General features: G+C 74.8%; 17 protein-coding genes. 7 read left to right on the plus strand and 10 right to left on the minus strand.

The features are described from left to right. Positions 1 to 13: 13 nt before the first annotated feature. Positions 14 to 676 carry a 4'-phosphopantetheinyl transferase gene (locus OG617_RS23990; protein ID WP_405095228.1) on the plus strand — a complete coding sequence of 221 codons (663 nt, stop codon included), beginning with the start codon at positions 14 to 16 and terminating at the stop codon, positions 674 to 676. A 77-nt stretch (positions 677 to 753) separates the two neighbouring features. Here OG617_RS23990 and OG617_RS23995 read toward each other — a convergent pair whose 3' ends face one another. Continuing rightward, a complete protein-coding gene (locus tag OG617_RS23995) occupies positions 754 to 2163 on the minus strand; it encodes an acyl-CoA synthetase (protein ID WP_405095229.1) in 1410 nt (469 codons plus the stop codon). Between the two features lie 260 nt (positions 2164 to 2423). Here OG617_RS23995 and OG617_RS24000 point away from each other — a divergent pair, with 260 nt between their 5' ends. From OG617_RS24000 to OG617_RS24015, 4 genes are all read left to right on the plus strand, one after another. After that, positions 2424 to 3212, plus strand: coding sequence for an HAD-IA family hydrolase (locus tag OG617_RS24000; protein WP_405095230.1), 789 nt, complete (start codon positions 2424 to 2426; stop codon positions 3210 to 3212). Positions 3213 to 3349: 137 nt separating this feature from the next. After that, the gene (locus OG617_RS24005) at positions 3350 to 4297 is read left to right on the plus strand and encodes an ABC transporter ATP-binding protein (RefSeq protein ID WP_396684474.1); all 948 of its coding nucleotides are present in this window, start codon (positions 3350 to 3352) and stop codon (positions 4295 to 4297) included. After that, positions 4294 to 5031, plus strand: a complete 738-nt coding sequence (locus OG617_RS24010) for an ABC transporter permease (protein WP_405095231.1) — start codon at positions 4294 to 4296, stop codon at positions 5029 to 5031. Before OG617_RS24005 ends, OG617_RS24010 begins: the two co-directional genes overlap by 4 nt. A gap of 207 nt (positions 5032 to 5238) precedes the next feature. After that, the gene (locus OG617_RS24015; protein ID WP_405095232.1) at positions 5239 to 5550 is read left to right on the plus strand and encodes a DUF5988 family protein; all 312 of its coding nucleotides are present in this window, start codon (positions 5239 to 5241) and stop codon (positions 5548 to 5550) included. Positions 5551 to 5646: 96 nt separating this feature from the next. Here the strand turns inward: OG617_RS24015 and OG617_RS24020 are convergent, their stop codons facing one another. Then, the gene (locus tag OG617_RS24020; protein ID WP_405095233.1) at positions 5647 to 7902 is read right to left on the minus strand and encodes an ATP-dependent RecD-like DNA helicase; all 2256 of its coding nucleotides are present in this window, start codon (positions 7900 to 7902) and stop codon (positions 5647 to 5649) included. A 34-nt stretch (positions 7903 to 7936) separates the two neighbouring features. Beyond that, a complete protein-coding gene (locus OG617_RS24025) occupies positions 7937 to 8452 on the minus strand; it encodes a 2'-5' RNA ligase family protein (RefSeq protein ID WP_396684466.1) in 516 nt (171 codons plus the stop codon). Positions 8453 to 8533: 81 nt separating this feature from the next. Here OG617_RS24025 and OG617_RS24030 point away from each other — a divergent pair, with 81 nt between their 5' ends. Then, positions 8534 to 9043 (plus strand): mycothiol transferase, encoded by a 510-nt coding sequence (locus OG617_RS24030; protein ID WP_405095234.1) that lies wholly within the window; start codon positions 8534 to 8536, stop codon positions 9041 to 9043. A gap of 44 nt (positions 9044 to 9087) precedes the next feature. Here the strand turns inward: OG617_RS24030 and OG617_RS24035 are convergent, their stop codons facing one another. The 6 genes from OG617_RS24035 to OG617_RS24060 form a co-directional block, all read right to left on the minus strand. Next, the gene (locus tag OG617_RS24035; protein WP_405095235.1) at positions 9088 to 10137 is read right to left on the minus strand and encodes an NAD(P)-dependent alcohol dehydrogenase; all 1050 of its coding nucleotides are present in this window, start codon (positions 10135 to 10137) and stop codon (positions 9088 to 9090) included. 152 nt (positions 10138 to 10289) lie between these two features. Then, positions 10290 to 10685 carry a hypothetical protein gene (locus OG617_RS24040; RefSeq protein WP_405095236.1) on the minus strand — a complete coding sequence of 132 codons (396 nt, stop codon included), beginning with the start codon at positions 10683 to 10685 and terminating at the stop codon, positions 10290 to 10292. Between the two features lie 98 nt (positions 10686 to 10783). After that, positions 10784 to 11413 carry a hypothetical protein gene (locus OG617_RS24045; protein WP_405095237.1) on the minus strand — a complete coding sequence of 210 codons (630 nt, stop codon included), beginning with the start codon at positions 11411 to 11413 and terminating at the stop codon, positions 10784 to 10786. Between the two features lie 86 nt (positions 11414 to 11499). Then, positions 11500 to 12300 carry an alpha/beta fold hydrolase gene (locus tag OG617_RS24050; RefSeq protein ID WP_405103928.1) on the minus strand — a complete coding sequence of 267 codons (801 nt, stop codon included), beginning with the start codon at positions 12298 to 12300 and terminating at the stop codon, positions 11500 to 11502. 134 nt (positions 12301 to 12434) lie between these two features. Continuing rightward, positions 12435 to 13649: a glycosyltransferase gene (locus OG617_RS24055; RefSeq protein ID WP_405095238.1), complete on the minus strand. Its 1215-nt coding sequence runs from the start codon at positions 13647 to 13649 to the stop codon at positions 12435 to 12437. Positions 13650 to 13877: 228 nt separating this feature from the next. Further along, positions 13878 to 15101, minus strand: coding sequence for a globin domain-containing protein (locus OG617_RS24060; protein ID WP_405095239.1), 1224 nt, complete (start codon positions 15099 to 15101; stop codon positions 13878 to 13880). A 179-nt stretch (positions 15102 to 15280) separates the two neighbouring features. Between OG617_RS24060 and OG617_RS24065 the strand changes: the two genes are divergently transcribed. Continuing rightward, positions 15281 to 15706, plus strand: a complete 426-nt coding sequence (locus OG617_RS24065; RefSeq protein WP_405095240.1) for an RrF2 family transcriptional regulator — start codon at positions 15281 to 15283, stop codon at positions 15704 to 15706. A 48-nt stretch (positions 15707 to 15754) separates the two neighbouring features. Here OG617_RS24065 and OG617_RS24070 read toward each other — a convergent pair whose 3' ends face one another. Continuing rightward, a complete protein-coding gene (locus OG617_RS24070; RefSeq protein ID WP_405095241.1) occupies positions 15755 to 17011 on the minus strand; it encodes a hypothetical protein in 1257 nt (418 codons plus the stop codon). Positions 17012 to 17248 lie beyond the last annotated feature (237 nt).

Consider the following 17248-nt stretch of genomic DNA (forward strand, 5'->3'; position numbering starts at 1 on the left):
CTACCATCGGCGGGTGATCGAGCAGATCCTGCCCCCCTCCGTGGCCGTGTCCGAGTGCTTCGAGGACCCCGCCGGACTGACCCTGTTCCCCGAGGAGGAGGCGCTCGTCGCGAACTCGGTGCAGAAGCGGCGCCGGGAGTTCACCACCGTGCGGCACTGCGCCCGCCGGGCGCTCGGTGAGCTGGGCGTCGAGCCGGTGCCGATCGTCTCCGGCGCGCGCGGCGCCCCGATCTGGCCGGCCGGGATCGTCGGCAGCATGACCCACTGCGACGGCTACCGGGCGGCGGTCCTCGGCCGGGCGGCGGCGTTCGCCACCCTCGGGGTGGACGCGGAGCCGCACGCGCCGCTGCCCGAGGGGGTGCTCGACGCGATCGCCCTGCCGGCCGAGCGGACCCGCACGGCCGCGCTGGCCGCCGCCCGTCCCACGGTCTGCTGGGACCGCCTGCTGTTCAGCGCCAAGGAGTCGGTGTACAAGGCGTGGTTCCCGCTCACCGGCCGGTGGCTGGACTTCGCCGAGGCGGACATCGTCGTCGACCCGGCCGGGACCTTCGTGGCCGAGTTGCTGGTGCCCGGCCCGGTGCTGGGCGGCGTGCCGGTGACCGCCTTCACCGGCCGGTTCCTGGTGGGCCGGGGCCTGGTGCTAACCGCGATCAGCATCCCGGCGCCCACCGCCTGAACACCGCCGCCGGCCGCCGGTCCGAGCGCGGACCCGCGGCGGGCCACGCCGGTCCGGCGGGGCCGCCAGTCGGCCGGTCAGTCGGCCGTCAGCCTCGTCTTCTGCACCTTGCCGAGGGCGTTGCGGGGCAGCGCGTCGACGAACCGCACCTCGCGGGGGCGCTTGTGCGCGGACAGTTGGCGGGCCACGAAGTCGATCAGCTCGGGCCCGTCCACCCCGTCACCCACCACGTACGCCGTGACCTGCTGGCCCAGGTCCGGGTGCGGGATGCCGACCACGGCGGCCTCCCGGACGCCGGGGTGCGCCAGCAGGGCGTCCTCCACCTCGCCCGCGCCGATCCGGTAGCCGCCGCTCTTGATCAGGTCGGTGGCGGCCCGGCCGACGATCCGGTGCCAGCCGTCCGGGTCGACGGTGGCCACGTCCCCGGTGCGGAACCAGCCGTCCGGGGTGCGGGTCGCCGCGTCGGCGTCCGGCCGGTTGAGGTACCCGTCGAAGAGGGTGGACCCGCACACCTGGAGCTCGCCCATCGCCGCGCCGTCGGCGGGCAGCGCCGCGCCGTGCTCGTCGACCACCCGGGTACGCACCCCGGGCAGCGGCACGCCGACCGTGCCCGGCCGGCGGGGCCCGTCCGCGCGGGCGCTCACCGTGATCAGCGTTTCGGTCATCCCGTACCGCTCGACCACCCGGTGGCCGGTGAGCGTGGCGAGGTCGGCGAAGACCGCCGCCGGCAGGGCCGCGCTGCCCGAGACGAGCAGCCGCGCCGGGCGCAACGCCCGCGCCGCATCGGGGTCGGCGGCGATCCGGGACCACACGGTGGGCACGCCGAAGTAGACGGAGCCGGCCGCCGCCGCGTACCGGTCGGGTCGGGGGCGGCCCACGTGGTGCAGCCGGCTGCCCAGCCGCAGCGGCCCGAGCACGCCGAGCACGAGCCCGTGCACGTGGAACAGCGGCAGGCCGTGCACCAGCAGGTCGTCCGGGGTCCAGGACCAGGCGTCGGCGAGGCCGTCCAGGCAGGCGGCGACCGCCCCCCGGGAGATCACCGCGCCCTTCGGGGCCCCGGTCGTGCCGCTGGTGTAGAGGATCAGCGCGGTGCCGGCCGGGTCCGGCTCCGGGTGGACGGTGTCCGACCCGCGGGTCGGGTCGACCGGGACCACCGGCGGGCCGGCGCCCTCGACCGGCTGCGGACCGCCCGCCGGGACGAGGAGCGCCGCCGCGCCCGAGTCGCGCAGGATGTGCTCGCGCTCCATCGGCCCCGCGTCCGGCGGCACCGGCACGACCGCCGCGCCGGCGGTCAACGCGCCCACCACCGCGACCACCGTCTCCAGGGTGGCGGTGGCCTCGACGGCCACCCGGTCGACGCCGCGCAGCTCGTCGGCGACCGCCGAGGCCCGGCGGCGCAGCTCCACCCACGACACCGCCCCGTCGTCGACCCGGACCGCGCCCGGGCGCTCGTCGTCGGACTCTGCCAGCCAACGCAGCAACGTCATGCCCTGCGCCCCTCTCCAGCGGCTCGGATCCGGCGCCGGCGCCACGCCGGGCCGACGCCACGCCGGACCTTCTCCGGTCCGCCGGCCCGGCCGGGTCGCCGGTAGGGTTCGCGTGGGCGCCGGCGCGGTGCGCGTCGTCGCCGGAGGCCCGGCACGGCGGGTCCCGGGACGACCCGACCGTAGTCGGGGTGCCCCCGGCCCGGCCACCCCTACCGGCCGTCGCCGGCCGTGTCGTCGACGTCCCTCAGGAGGTGCCGCCGGTGACCGGTGGGGCGGGAGACCGGCGGGATACGTCCGGCCAGGTCCGGGCGGTCGTGTTCGACCTCGACGGCGTGTTGGTGGACAGCCTGGGCGTGGCCCGGGAGGCGTTCGCCCTCGCGTACGCCGAGGTGGTCGGCGACGGGGTGGCGCCGGTCGAGGAATACTGCCGGCACCCGGGCCGGTACCTGCCCGAGGTGCTGGAGCTGCTGGGTCTGCCGGCGGCGATGGCCGGCCCGTTCGTCCGGGAGAGCAACCGGCTGGCGTACCGGGTGACGCCGGTCGACGGGGTGGTCGAGCTGCTGGGCGTCCTGCGCGGGCGAGGGCTGGGCCTGGCCGTGGCCACCGGCCGCAGCGGGACCCGGGCCCGGGACCTGCTCGGCGGGCTCGGCATGCTGCCGCTGGTCGACCACGTCGTCGGCGCGGACGAGGTGCCCCGGCCGAAGCCGGCTCCGGACATCGTGCGGCGGGCGCTGGAGCTGCTCGGGGTGTGCCCCGGCGAGGCGGTGCTGCTCGGCGACGCGCCCGCCGACCTGGTCAGCGCCCGGGCCGCGGGGGTGGTGGCGGTGGCCGCGTTGTGGGGTGAGTCGGACCGGGAGGTCCTGCTCGCGGCCGGCCCCGACGTCGTGCTGGCCCGCCCGGCGGACCTGCTGCCGCTCTGCCCGCCACCCGGCTCCGGGTCGCCCTCCGGCCGGCCGGGCGCGGCGGCGGACACGCGCGGTGACCGGTGGGCACCCCTGTCGGGCCGGTCGGCCCCGGACGGCCCCCCGGTTCGTCAGCCGATGGGTTGATTCGTGACTCAGATCCCCGGATGATGTCCGGCGTCGGTCGCCGTTGTGCGACCGATTCCGCGTACCGCAAGACAGGCCGCGATTCCAGAGGGTTCGCCCTCCCGACGGCAACCCGCACGTGACGGAGGACGACGCCCATGCCGGTCATCGAGGTGGAGCACCTGCACAAGCGGTACGGGGAGAAGGTGGCCGTCGACGACGTGTCCTTCACCGTCGAGCAGGGCGAGATCTTCGGCGTGCTCGGGCCGAACGGGGCGGGCAAGACGACCACCGTCGAGTGTGTGCAGGGGCTGCGCCGCGCCGACGGCGGCTCCGTGCGGGTGCTCGGCCTGGACCCGATCCGGGACCGCACCGAGGTGCGCCAGCGCGTCGGCGCCCAGTTGCAGGAGAGCCAGCTCCCCGACAAGCTGCGGGTCCGCGAGGCGCTGGACCTCTACCGCTCCTTCTACCGGCAGAAGGCCGACATCGACGAGCTGCTTGCCGACCTGGGCCTGGCCGAGCAGCGCAACACCGCATTCCACAAGCTCTCCGGTGGGCAGAAGCAGCGGCTCTCGGTGGCCCTGGCGCTGGTCGGGCGCCCCGAGGTGGCCATCCTCGACGAGCTGACCACCGGCCTGGACCCGCAGGGCCGGCGGGACACCTGGGACCTGGTCGAGCGGATCCGGGACCGGGGCGTCACCGTCGTGCTGGTCACCCACTTCATGGAGGAGGCGGAGCGGCTCTGCGACCGGCTGGCCATCATCGACGCCGGCCGCATCGTGGCCATCGACACCCCCTCCGGCATGCTCGCCCGCGTCGGCACCGAGCACCGGGTGCACTTCCGCCCGCTCGACGAGCTGGACGACTCGCTGCTCGCCGCCCTGCCCGACGTGACCGGGGTCAGCCGCGGCGTCGACGAGGTGACCGTGACCGGCCCGGAGCAGGTGCTCCAGTCGGTGCTCGCGGCGCTGGCGGAGCACAAGGTCCGGTACGCCGCCCTCCGGGTCGAGCAGCCCACCCTGGACGACGCCTTCGTCTCGCTCACCGGTCGCCACGGCGGCCGGGCCGCCGCCACCCAGACGCCGACCGACAAGAGGTCCTCGTGAACGCCCTGACCAAGCTCATCGCCGTCGAGATGAAGCTGTTCGTACGCGAACCGGTGTCACTGTTCTTCGTCTTCGTGCTGCCGATCGGCCTGATGCTCGTCTTCGGGCTGCCCCAGCGGGGATCGTCCACCCAGGGCGCGGGGCAGCACGGCGAGCTGACCTTCCTGCCGGCGCTGGCCCTGGCCCTCACCATCGGCATGCTGGCGCTGTTCACCCTGCCGATGGCGCTGGGCGTCTACCGCGAGCGGCGGGTGCTGCGCCGGCTCGCCACGACCCCGGTCCACCCGGGACTGCTGCTGGTCGCGCAGGTCGTGGTGAACCTGGTGATGGGGGTGGCCGGCGCGGTGGTCACCGCGATCGGCGTACGGTTCCTGCTGGACCAGTCGTCCCCGGCGAACATGCCCGGCTTCGTGCTGGCCTTCCTGCTCGGCGTGGCGTGCCTGTTCGCCATCGGCCTGCTCATCGCCGCGCTCGCGCCGTCGGCCCGGGCGGCGCAGTCCGTCGGCCCGGCGCTGTTCTTCCCGCTGCTCTTCCTCGCCGGGGCCTGGCTGCCCCGCGACCAGATGCCGACCGTGCTGGCCCGGATCGGCGACTACTCGCCGCTGGGAGCCACGGTGGACACTCTTGCCGCCTCGTGGGCCGGCGACAGCCCGGCGCCGTCGCAGCTCCTCGTCCTGGCGGCCACCGCGGTGCTCGGATCCGTGCTGGCCACCCGCTTCTTCCGCTGGGAGTGACGAGCGCCCGGCGAAGCTGACGGAAGCGAGGGCCCTTCCCGCCCGGGTGGCGGGGAGGGCCCGTGCCGTCTCTGCCCGTTCCGTTCCCGCCGGCCCAGGGTCCGTCCAACTTGGGGGTAGGGGTCGTTAAGGGTGTTCGGCTATTGTGACCTAGATTACTTTCTACCTGAACGAGGCCGCGGAGCGACAAGCGACGGAGGTCGTGCGATGACAGATTCTTCCGATTCCGCCACCGGTGTCCGGACGGCGGGCCGCATCGTCAACGATGACGACCGGAGCGCCTGGTCGGCGCGGACGCCGATCGGCGGGGACGCCGCCAGCATCATCGACGTGGTGCTGGAGGGCGGCCCGAACAATCTCCCCGCCGAGCAGCGCAGCCACCGGATCTCCCCGGCGGAGCACAAGATCAAGGTAAGCCACTACGGCGGGTACGAGCACTTCGAGCGGGACTCCGTCAGGGTCGCCGACGAGCTGCCCGTGGTCTTCCGCTGGACCGGCCGTACCAGGATCGCGGAGTAACGGAACGCAGCGCCGGGCGGTCGTCGGGGCCACGCGCACCGGGTAGCGCCGGGCGGCGTCCCCGGCTCGGCCCGGCGCGGTCCGGCCGCCCCCGGCTCAGGGCCGGTCGGGGGAGAGCCGGTGGGTGAGGGCGGTGTGCCGCCGGCCGGTGCCCGCGGTACGCACCGCGATGGCGAGCGCCTTGCGCGACCCGGCCAGCACCACCAGCTTCCGGGCCCGGGTGACCGCGGTGTAGAGCAGATTCCGTTGCAGCATCGTGTACGCGCTCATGGTCACCGGCACCACCACCGCGGGATACTCGCTGCCCTGCGACCGGTGCACCGTGATGGCGTACGCGTGCTGCAACTCGTCGAGCTCGTGGAACTCGTAGCCCACGTCCTCGTCCTCGTCGGTGCGCACGGTCAGCGTCTGGTCGTCCAGGTCCAGGGCGGTGACCACCCCCACCGTGCCGTTGAACACCCCGGCGGTGCCCTTGTCGTAGTTGTTGCGGACCTGGATCACCCTGTCGCCGATCCGGAACACCCGGCCGCCGTGCCGCCGCTCCGGGGCGCCCTCGCGGTGCGGGGCGATCGCCTGCTGCAACAGGGTGTTCAGGTTGCCGGCGCCGGCCGGGCCGCGCAGCATCGGGGTGAGCACCTGCACGTCGCGGGGGCGCAGGCCGAACCGGCGCGGGATCCGCCGGGCCACGATGTCGACCACCTGCTCGGCGGTGACCTCCGGTTCGTCGCTGGGGAAAAGGAAGAAGTCGGGGTGCTCGCCGAACACCGGGGGCCGGCCGGCGTTGATCCGGTGCGCGTTGACCACCACCCCGGACTCCTGCGCCTGCCGGAAGATGCGGGTGAGGCGGACCCGGGGCACGGTGTCGGCGGCCAGCACGTCGCGCAGCACCTCGCCGGCGCCGACCGAGGGCAACTGGTCGACGTCGCCGACGAGCAGCAGGTGCGCGCCGGGCGGGATCGCCTTGACCAGCTTGTTGGCGAGGATCAGGTCGAGCATGGACGCCTCGTCGACCACCATCAGGTCGGCGTCGACCGGGTTGTTCCGGTCGAAGGTGGCGTCCCCGCCGGGGCGGAGCTGGAGCAGCCGGTGCACGGTGGTGGCCGGGTGACCGGTCAGCTCGGTGAGCCGCTTCGCCGCCCGGCCGGTGGGCGCGGCCAGCACGATCTTCGCCTTCTTCGCCGCGGCCAGCTCGATGATCGACCGTACGGTGAACGACTTGCCGCAGCCGGGACCGCCGGTCAGCACGGCCACCCGGGAGGTCAGCGCCAGCCGTACGGCCTGTTCCTGCTCGGTCGCCAGCTCGGCCCCCGTGCGGGCCCGCAGCCAGGCCAGCGCTCTGGGCCAGTCCACGTCGGCGAAGGCCGGCATCCGGTCGACCGGGTCGCGCAGCAGCCGGACCAGGCTCGCCGCGAGGGCCGACTCGGCCCGGTGGAACGGCACCAGGTAGACCGCCGGGATGACGGCGCCCTCGCTGCTCGGGTTCGGCACCGCCTCGCGGACCACGCCGTCCTCGGTGGCCACCAGCTCGGCCAGGCCGGCGGCGACCAGCTCCGCCGGCACCTCCAGGATCGTCGCGGCGTCGGCGACCAGGTTCGGCTCGGGCAGGTAGCAGTGCCCGCCGTCGGCGGCCTCGGAGAGGGTGTACCGGATGCCGGCGCGCACCCGCTGGGGGCTGTCGTGCGGGATGCCCACGGCCTTGGCGATGCTGTCGGCCGTCCGGAACCCGATGCCCCACACGTCGGCGGCCAGCCGGTACGGGTCGTCGCGCACCACCGCGATCGACGAGTCGCCGTACTGCTTGAAGATGCGCACGGCGTGCGAGGTGGAGACGCCGACGCCCTGGAGGAAGATCATCACCTCCTTGATGGCCTTCTGCTCCTGCCACGCCGTGCCGATCGCCGCGGTGCGCTTCCTGCCGAGGCCGTGCACCTCGACCAGCCGGCCGGGTTCCTCCTCGATGACCCGCAGGGTGTCCACGCCGAAGGCGGCCACGATCCGGGCCGCCATCTTCGGGCCGATTCCCTTGATCAGTCCCGAGCCCAGGTAACGCTCGATGCCCTGCACCGTCGCGGGCAGCACGGTGGTGCAGTGCTGCACCTCGAACTGCCGCCCGTAGCGCGGGTGCGACCCCCACCGGCCGACCAGCCGCAGCCGCTCCCCGGGCTGCGCGCCGGGCAGCGGGCCGACGACGGTGAGCAGGTCGTCGCCGGAGCGGTCGGTGGCGACCCGGGCGATGGTGTACCCGGTCTCCTCGTTGGCGTAGGTGATGCGTTCCAGCACCGCCTCGAGCACGGTGCCCCGCACCGGGGCGCCTGCGGTGTCGGCGGTCGGCGTGGACGGGTTGGCGGACATCGTGACGATGATGGCAGACCTCCTGTCGTGCCGGTCAGGGCAGCGGTCGGCAGACGCCCCGGGCGTGGTCGGTGACCGCCGCGCCGACCACGGTGGCCTCCAGCGGCAGCACCTCCAGGCAGCGCCGCACCGCGGCGGCCATCAGGGCGTTGGGCACCCGCATGGACAGCGTGCAGTGCGGCACCCAGTGCCCCGGCCGGTAGTGCTCGGCCAGCCCGACGCCGGCGTCGGCGAGCCGGCCGTGCACGAGCGCGTGGTGGGCCAGCAGCTCGGCGGTGGGGGACGGCCCGAGCCACAGCACCCGCCCGACGAACTGCCCGGCGTGCTGGAACGTCAGCCGCAGCGGCGGCGCCACCGCCGTGCCGGCGAGGGCGGCGACGACCCGCTCCGGGTCCAGCCGGGGGGCCACGGCCAGCGACAGGTGCGGCCGGTGCCGCTGCTCCAGCAGGGAGCGCATGCTCTGCACCCCCTCGGACTCCAGCGCGTCCCACAGCACCCGGATGCGCCGGGTTGCGTCGGTGTCCAGATACAGCTCCAGTGCCGCGACCACGCCGATCACCCTAGGGCCCGAGGTTTGCCGGCCCGCTGACGCGGTACTGCGCCGGGGGAGTCGAGCGTCGAGGAGGACCGGGTGGACGTGAGTGATGTGTTGACCGAGGCCTACGGCCGGCTGCCCGGGCTGGTCCGCGGCGCCGTCGACGGACTGTCGCCGGAGCAACTGCGCCGGGCGCCGGCGACCGGCGCGAATCCGGTGGGATGGCTGGTGTGGCACCTGACGAGGATCCAGGACCACCACGTCGCCGACCTGCTCGACGCGGAGCAGGTGTGGGTCGGCGGGGACTGGGCCGGCCGGTTCGGGCTGCCCGCCGATCCGGACGACGTCGGCTTCGGGCACACCCCGGAGCAGGTCGCCACCGTCCGGCCGGACACCGCCGAGGCGCTGCTCGACTACTTCGACGCGGTCGCCGAGCGGACCCGAGGGCTCCTCGCCGGGCTGCGGCCGAGGGACCTGGACCGGGTGGTCGACGAGGCGTGGGACCCGCCGGTGACCCTCGGGGTCCGGCTGGTCAGCGTCGTCGAGGACGACCTGCAACACGTCGGCCAGGCAGCGTACGTGCGCGGCCTGCTCGGGGCGGACTGACTGACCGGTCGGGGCCGCGCGTCGCGGCGCGGCCCCGCCGGCGGTCACGGCACGATGACGGCGCGGCCCTCCAGGGACCCGTCCTGCATCTGCCGGTACGCGTCGACCGCGTCGTCCAGCCCGAACGTGGTGACCTTCGGCTTGATCAGCCCGCGCGCGCCGAGGTCGAGCACCTCGATCAGTTCGGGCCGGCTGCCCCAGTACGTGGTCTGGATGCTGACCTCGTAGGGCACGGAGAAGAACGAGACCGGTAGCGTGCCGCCGCCGATCCCGACGATGGTGAGGTCCCCGACGGTGCGGGCGGCGGCCGCGCCGAGCGCCAACGTGGCGTCCGCGCCGACGAAGTCCAGGACCACGTCCGCGCCCCGGCCGCCAGGGGTGGCCTTCCTGATCTCCTCGGCGGTCCGGTCGCCGGAGCGCAGCGTCAGGTCGGCCCCGTACTCCTCGGCGAGCTTCAGCGCGTCGGCGCGGGTGTCCACCGCGATCACCCGGGCCGCCGTGGTGGCCTTGAGGATCTGCACGCCGACGTGCCCGAGACCGCCGACGCCGATCACCACGGCGGTGCTGTCCGGCGGCAGCTTGTGCCACGACCTTCGGATGGCGTGGTACGGGGTGAGGCCGGCGTCGGTCAGCGGCGCCGCCTCCACCGGGTCGAGACCCTCGGGCAGCGGCACGACGTGCCGGGCGTCCGGGACCAACTCGTACTCGGCCATGCCGCCGTCGAGGCCGAGCCCGCCGCCCCCGCCCGGCACGGGCGCGCCGGCCGGGTTCTCGCAGTACGGGTCGACGCCGACCCGACAGCGGGCGCAGGTGCCGCAGCCCCACGGGCCGTAGACGGCCACCGGCTGGCCGACCTCGAGGCCGTTCACCCCGGCGCCGAGGGCGTGCACCCAGCCCGCGTTCTCGTGGCCAAGGGTGAACGGCGGGTTCCAGGGGACCGCCCCGGCCTCGAAATCGTGCATCAGGTGCAGGTCGGAGTGGCAGGCGCCGGCACCGCCGATCTTCACCACCACCTGGCCCGGGCCCGGCGTGGGCTCGGGCACCTCGACCACTTCGGGTTCCGACTTCCATCCCGGCAACCGCAGCGCGCGCATCCGCTTCTCCTGTTCCTCCGCTTCGGTCTTCCCGAGGTGGGCTGCCCGTTCGGCGCGCGGGCAAACGACTGCGGCGACCAGGCCCAGCGCGACGCCGCCCGTCTGGCGGAGATCCTGGCTGAGGGCGGGCGTGCCGGCCGGCGGGACGCCGGTCAGCCGCGCCGGCTGATCCCCTCCGGGTGCATCCCGGTCGCCTCTTCGATCGCGTTGTCCGGCAGGTCCCCGCCGGCGCTGTCGTTCGGGAACGTGCGCCGCGCCGGCGCCGGGTCGGGCGGCGCCCCCGGGCCGGCCTCCGCGACCGGCCGCTCCTCGACGTTGCCGAACCCGTGCCGCCCCGCAGGCGGGGTGGGTTCGGCGGTCGCGCCGGCCCGCCGGTCGCCGAGGCTCCCCTCCGGGACGGCGGTCTCCTCGCTGCCCTCGCCCATCGGGGAGTCCTCGCCGGCACCCCACGGCGGACCGGCGTCGAACCCGTCGCTGGTGCCGAACGGGGCGGCGGACCCCGGTCCGCGTTCGTCCCCGCCGGTCGTCGATCCGTCCCTGCTCGTCATGGTCACCTCGCTGGTCGGGTCGGTGCTACGGGCGCTGATTGCCCGCCTGCGCGCCGCCCATGCCCCACCGGTCCGATCGGGCACGGGCGGCGCGGCGGTCAGCGGCCGGACATGGCCATGTGCCGCTTGGCCGCGCCCAGGGCGGCCACCTTCCCCATCGCCTTGGGCGCGCTGGCCAGCCCGCCCGCGCGCCCGAGCAGGCCCCGGAGGACCTGCCCCGGCTTCTGCTGCTCACCCATGTACGCGGTGACCACCACCATCGCGCCGGTGAGCGCCGGGACGGCCCACTGGAGCATCTTCATCTGCCGCTGGCAGGAGGCCACGTTGGCCGGCGTCTGCGGGTTCGGCTCGGTCGTCCCCTCGACGGACGGGCCGCCCGCCTTCTCCAGCCGCATGCCGAGCAGCCGGCTGTACCCGGTGACCGCGAGCGCGGCGACCGTGAGGGCCGTCTTCGCCGCGCTCATCCGGGCCACCCCGGACTGGGCGAGCACCCGGGGGCTCTCGGTCGCCAGCTCGCCGACGCCGCCGATCAGGTGCGCGCCGATCGCTGCCGCGTTCACCGGGGTCCACCGGGCCCACCCGGCCGAGGCCACCGGCAGTCGCTGGGTCGAGTCGTTGATCTGTGCCGCCGCGCCGTTGACGCCGAGCGCCCCCATCAGGGAGCCGCCGAACCAGGCTGCCAGGCCCAGGTCGTGCATCGAACGCAGTGCGGTGTGCCGTTCGGACATCTGATCCCCTTCCACCGTACGGGCAGTGCGGCATACCCGCCGATTCCGCAGGTACGCACCGTGGCCGGGCCGGTCCTCGGGCGGGGTCAGTCCCGGTGGGGGAGCCCGGCGGCGAAGGCGGCCACCCGGGCGGCCACCGGCGCGCTGGCGCGTACCCAGACGAAGTGGTCGAGTGGGGTGCCGGCCTGCGCGGTCGTGTAGCGCTCGCGCGCGACGGTGGCCGCGGCGAGCTTGCCGCAGAGGTGGTCCACGGTGGCGTGCGGGGTGTACTGGTCGTCGTCCACGCTCACCGCGAGGACCGGGACGTCCAGCGAGCACAGCGCCGCCTCGGTGTCCACCCCGTCGAGCGCGGGGAAGCGGCCGGTGCGGGCGGTGTGCGCCCAGTCCCGGATCACCCCGCGTGCCTGCCGGCCGCCGAACCCCCAGCCCGGCCAGACGCCGAGCAGCCGGGCGGTCACGGCGATCCCCTGGGTGTACGGCAGCACCCCGTACCGGCGGGGACCCGGATACCCGCGCCAGTACGGCACGCCGACGGCGACCAGGGCCAGCCCGTCCACGGCGTCCGTGCCGTGCAGGGCCAGGTGCAGCAGGGCGGCCTGGCCGCCGAGGGAGTGCCCGAGCAGGATCGTGGGCCGCCCGTCCAGCCTCGGCTTCAGCGCCGCGAGCACCGCGCCGACGTCGGCGGCCAGTTCCACGTAGCCGTACCGGCAGGCCCGGCTCGGGGGCGGGGTGCTCGCGCCGGTGCCGCGCAGGTCGGCGACGACCACGGCGAGACCGGCTGCCCGCAGCTCGGCGGCGAACGGCCGGTAGTAGCGGGCTCGCACCCCCATCGCGGGCCAGATCACCACCACCGGGGCGTCCGCCGTGCCGTCGGGCTCGGGATACATCTGCACCCCGAGTCGGGCGCCGTCGACGTCGACGAACTCCTGCGTGTACTCCTCGGTCGCGCTCACCGGACCAGCCTACGGCCGTAAGCTACCGGCGGGTAGTAAGGGGTGGGCGGTGAGCGGGCCGCCGGTCGTCAGGCCGCCGCCGTGGCCGGCCGGGCGACGGTGGCAACCGCCTCGTACACGAGGTTGAGCTGCTCGGCGCAGCGCCGCCACGAGTACCGGCTGCGGATCCGGTCCAGCGCTGCCGTGGCGTACGCGAAGCGCCGCACGTTGTCGCCGAGCAGACGGCGGATCGCGGTGCCCAGCGCCCGGGGGTCGCGCGGCGGCACCAGGTCGCCGGTGAGCCCGTCGATGACGGTGTCGGCGATGCCGCCCACGTCGGTGCCGATCACCGGGACACCGCAGGCCATGCCCTCCAGGGCGGTCAGGCCGAACGGCTCGTGCCAGGGAGCGGCGACCAGCAGGTCGGCCGAGCGGTACCAGCTGGCCAGCTCCTCGCGCGGCACCCCGCCGATCAGCCTGACCCGGTCGGCCACCCCGCAGGACCGGGCGAGCGTGGTCAGGCGCCGGGCGGAGCCGTCGGTGGGCAGCTTCTCGGCCGGCGGGCCGCCGACGATCACGCACTCGGCCTCCGGCGCCGCGGGCATGGCCCGGACGACCTCCTCGAAGCCCATGCTCTCCGTCAGCCGGCCCACGGTCAGCACCCGGGGACGGGCCGGGTCACGGGGGGCGACCGGGCCGTCCGGGCGGAAGATCCGCTCGTTGACCCCGGCGGGCACCAGAGACATCCGGGACCGGGGCACGCCGAGGCGGACCAGCTCGCCGATCTCGTCCTGAGACTGCACGACAACCCGGTCGGCAGCCCGGCCGAGCGCGCGCTCGTAGCCGGCCCGGCCCGGTGGGCCGGTGTCCCGTGCGCCCCGCAGCCGCCGCTGCGCCGTGCCGAGGGCGTGGTAGGTCAGCACCACCGGCACCCCGGTCCGCCGCCCGGCGTGCACGGCGGCGAGCCCGCTCCGCCAGAAGTGGGCGTGCGCCACGTCGGGCAGCCAGGCGTCGCGCCAGTGCCCGGCCAGCCACCGGCCGAACTCGCCGGTGTGCGGCAGCAGCTCGTCGCCGGGCAGCAGGCGCGGCGGCCCGGCCGGCACGTGCAGCACCTCGTAGCCGTCCGGGGTGGCAACCGTCTCGGGCAGGGCGGGGGAGTCGCGGCGGGTGTAGACGTGTACCTCGTGGCCCCGGTCGACCAGGGCCGCCGCCAGTTCCGCCACGTGCGTGTCCTGCCCGCCGGTGCTCCTCCCGCTGAGGACGGCGAGCGGGCTGGCGTGCTCCGAGATCATCGCGATCCGCATTCTTCCTCCTCCATCCGCCCGTCCCGGCCGGCGGGGACCCGTCGAGCCGGCGGGGTCCCTGGACGCGCACCACAGGTCCCTACCCTCGCCTTCGCCTCCTAACCTCCTCGGGCCGACCGGCCGTCGCGCCCACGACCGGTCGACGAGCAGGTCACCGAAGCCAGGGAGGCCGGTGGCCGCCGCGCCGCTGCCGTCCACAGTGGCGACACGGGCGGCGTCGGCGGCGGGTCAGGCCCCGTCGCGGAGCATGCCGGGGCCGAAGACCTCGTAGGCGATCCGGTCGCTGGGGACGCCGCGGCGCAGCAGGGTGCTGCGGACCTGGTTCATGAAGGGCAGCGGGCCGCACAGGTGGACGTGGGCGTTGGGGGTGAGCGGGATCAGCTCCGGGTCGACGCGCCCCGGGCTGACCTGCACCGGCAGTTCGGCGAGCGGCCCGTCGGCGGCGTCGATGTTCTCGTACCAGAGCGCGGTGCGCAGGTTGGGCAGGGCGTGGTGCAGCCGGGGCAGTTCGTCGCGGAGCACGTGCGCGGTGCCGGCCCGGTCGGCGTGCACCAGCGTCACCGGCCGCTGCGGCGCGGTGGCCGCGAGGTGCTCCAGCGCGGACATCGCTGGGGTGAGCCCGATGCCGGCGCTGACCAGCACCAGCGGCCCCTCCCCGGCCACGGCGCTCACCTCGCCGAACGGCGGGCTGAGTCGCAGCGTGTCGCCGACGGCCACCCGCTCGTGCAGGAACGTGGAGACCATGCCGTCGGGCGCGCCGGCGGTGCCGTGCACCCGCTTCACGGTGATCCGCCACCGCGCCGCGCCGGGCCGGCCGGAGAGGCTGTACTGCCGGATCTGCTGCCCCCGGCCGCCGTCGAGGTCGACCGCGACGGAGACGTACTGGCCGGGGACGAACTCCGGCACCGGGCCGCCGTCGGCCGGCTCCAGGCCGAACGACACGACGTCGGCGGTCTCCCGGACCCGCTCGGCAACCCGCCAGGCCCGCCAGACCGGCTGCCCCTCGGCCACCCCGGCGCCCTGGTAGAGCCGGGCCTCCCGGGCGATCAGTTCGCAGGCCAGCAGCCAGTACGTCTCATCCCAGGCCGCGGCGACCTCCGGGGTTACCGCGTCGCCGAGCACCTCGCCGACGGCGGCGAGCAGGTGCCGGCCCACAACGGTGTACTGCGCCGGGGTGATGCCGAGCGAGACGTGCTTGTGCGCGATCCGGTCCAGGATCGGCCCCCACGGTGCGTCGCTGGCGCCGACCAGGTGCTCCGCGTACGCGACGACGGCGGCGGCCAGCGCGGCCTTCTGCTGCCCGGTGGCCTGGTTGCCCCGGTTGAACAGGTCCAGCAGCTCCGGATGGGCGTCGAACATCCGCCGGTAGAACCGGCCGGTGATCGCCTCGCCGTGCGCCTGCACGGCGGGCAGGGTCGCCCGCACCACCGCCGCTGATGACTCCGTGAGCATGACATGTCCTCCTGCGGTCGTCCGGTGTCGTCCGCTTTCGTCGACGACGTGCCCAATAAACAGGAATATCAGATACCTCTTCAGGGTCGAAGGTCCCGGTTGTGGAGTCGCCCGGATCACACCGGGTGCGGGTCGTCCGGCCCGGGGCGCGGCGCGTTCGCGGTGGCTAGGGTCGGTGCGTGAAGCTCAACCGGTCCACCGACATGGCCCTGCGCATCGCCATGCTGACCGCCGCCTCCCAGGCCCGTACGACGGTGGACGAACTGGCCGAACAGCTCGCGCTGCCGCGCAGCCACGTCGCCAAGGTGGTGCAGCGGCTGCAGAGGATCGGGGTGCTGGTGACCATCCGGGGCCGCTCCGGCGGGGTGGCCATCGCCGAGGCGGCCGGCGAGGTCACCGTCGGCGCGGTCGTGCGGGCCTTCGAGGGCGACGACGAGGTGGTCTCCTGCGAACAGCCGGCCTGCCCCCTGGTCGCCGGCTGCCGGCTGCGTGGCCAGCTGCGCCGCGCGCAGGAGGCGTTCCTCGCCGTCCTCGACGAGATGCGGCTCGGCGACCTGGTCGACGGCCCGACCGGCCCTCTCCTGCTCACCCTCGGCCGGAGATGACGAAGGGGCCCCTGTTGCCAGGGGCCCCTTCTAGTTGGCGGCGGACGGTCAGCCGACGCTGATCGTCCCGTCCCCGGAGCGGACGCAGGCCACCGCGCGGGCGGTGGTGGAGGAGGCCCCGGCCAGGCAGCGGCCCAGCACCTGGTGCCCGGCCACGTTGGGGTGCCACGACTCCTGGCAGGTCTGGAAGTAGCTCACGCAGGTGTTGGCGATCCGCTGGATGGCGATCTTGTCCTTCCCGGCGAGGCTGGTGACGAAGGTGCCGGTCGCGCCGTCCTGGAGCCGGATCGGCGTGGCGAGCGAGCCGGACGGGCTGGTCGGCTGCTCACAGAGCCGGGCGCCGTCGAACGCCCGCTGCACGTTGAGGTAGACCAGGTCGGCGGCGGGGAACTGGCTGGCCAGCGTGGTCCGCACCGAGCTGACCAGGGTGCCCAGCCCGGCGGAGAAGTTGTGCCCGGGCCGGAGGCTGGCCCGGTGGATCGGGCAGCCGGCCGCGTACCGCTCGGCGCCGAGGTCCCGGAACTTGTCCCGGTCGTCCTGCCGCCCGTCCTCCTCCCAGTAGTTCGAGGCCAGGTCGAACGGCAGCGGGTTGGTGTAGTCCTGGAACACGATCCGGTGCTGGCCGTCGGCGTCGATCTGGTCGAGCGTGGTGAGGATCTGCCGTACGGCGGCGGTGGTCTCCGCCGTCGCGGCGCTCAGCTGCGCCGCGGTGGCCAGGTCGGCGTCGCTGCACGGCTTCTGCTCCACCGGCCCGCCGAGGTACGCCCAGAACTCCCACCAGCCGGTCCACGCGTCGGCGATGAACCGGTTGGCGCACTTCTCCGCCACGCTGCCGAAGGTGAACGAGCTGTTGTTCGAGCCCAGGCCCACCAGCACCAGGTCGATGTCGTGGGTCTGACCCACCGTGCGGAGCTGGTCGAGCTGGGAGGCGACCGAGCGTCCCTTGGTCCGGTTGACCGACGCGTTGCCGATGTCGTACGGCTGCCCGCCCGAGCAGGCCAGGTTGAACCGGTCCTGGATGCCCGGCAGGTTGGCCTGGAACAGCGAGGCGTTGGGGGACCGGTGGCAGAAGTAGGCGTTGCTGTTCGGCGCGGTCCACCCGGGGAAGCCCTGGCTGAGGCCGTTGACGTCGACGACCGGGGAGTAGGCCCCGGCCCCCTCGCCGCTGATGAAGCTGTCGCCGAGCGCCACGGCGGCGGTGGGGAGGCTGGCCACCGCCGGGGCGGGCGGTGCGACGGCGGTCGACAGCGCCGCCGCCGCGACGGTCAACACCGCCGCGAGCGCGGTACGACGGAACACGGACATGCGCGTCCTCCATCAATCCATGGAAATGTGAAAGTTTCTATGAGGCGGTGATCACATCACGGGCGAGTGACGGGCGTCAACGTCTGGGGCGTCCCTGCGCGGGTTTCGGGCAGGGGTGCCCCGGCGCCGCCGGGCGGGGGCCGTGGCGCGGGTGGGTCGTCCCGGGGGCGGGGTCGGGCGGGATGATTCCCGGGGTCGGTGGCGTTGGCGCGGAGGTGGGCGTCCTCCGGGCCGCCC

Origin of the sequence: Micromonospora sp. NBC_01412 (genome assembly GCF_045040215.1) — a bacterium.
Taxonomy (GTDB): Bacteria; Actinomycetota; Actinomycetes; order Mycobacteriales; family Micromonosporaceae; genus Micromonospora; species Micromonospora rubida.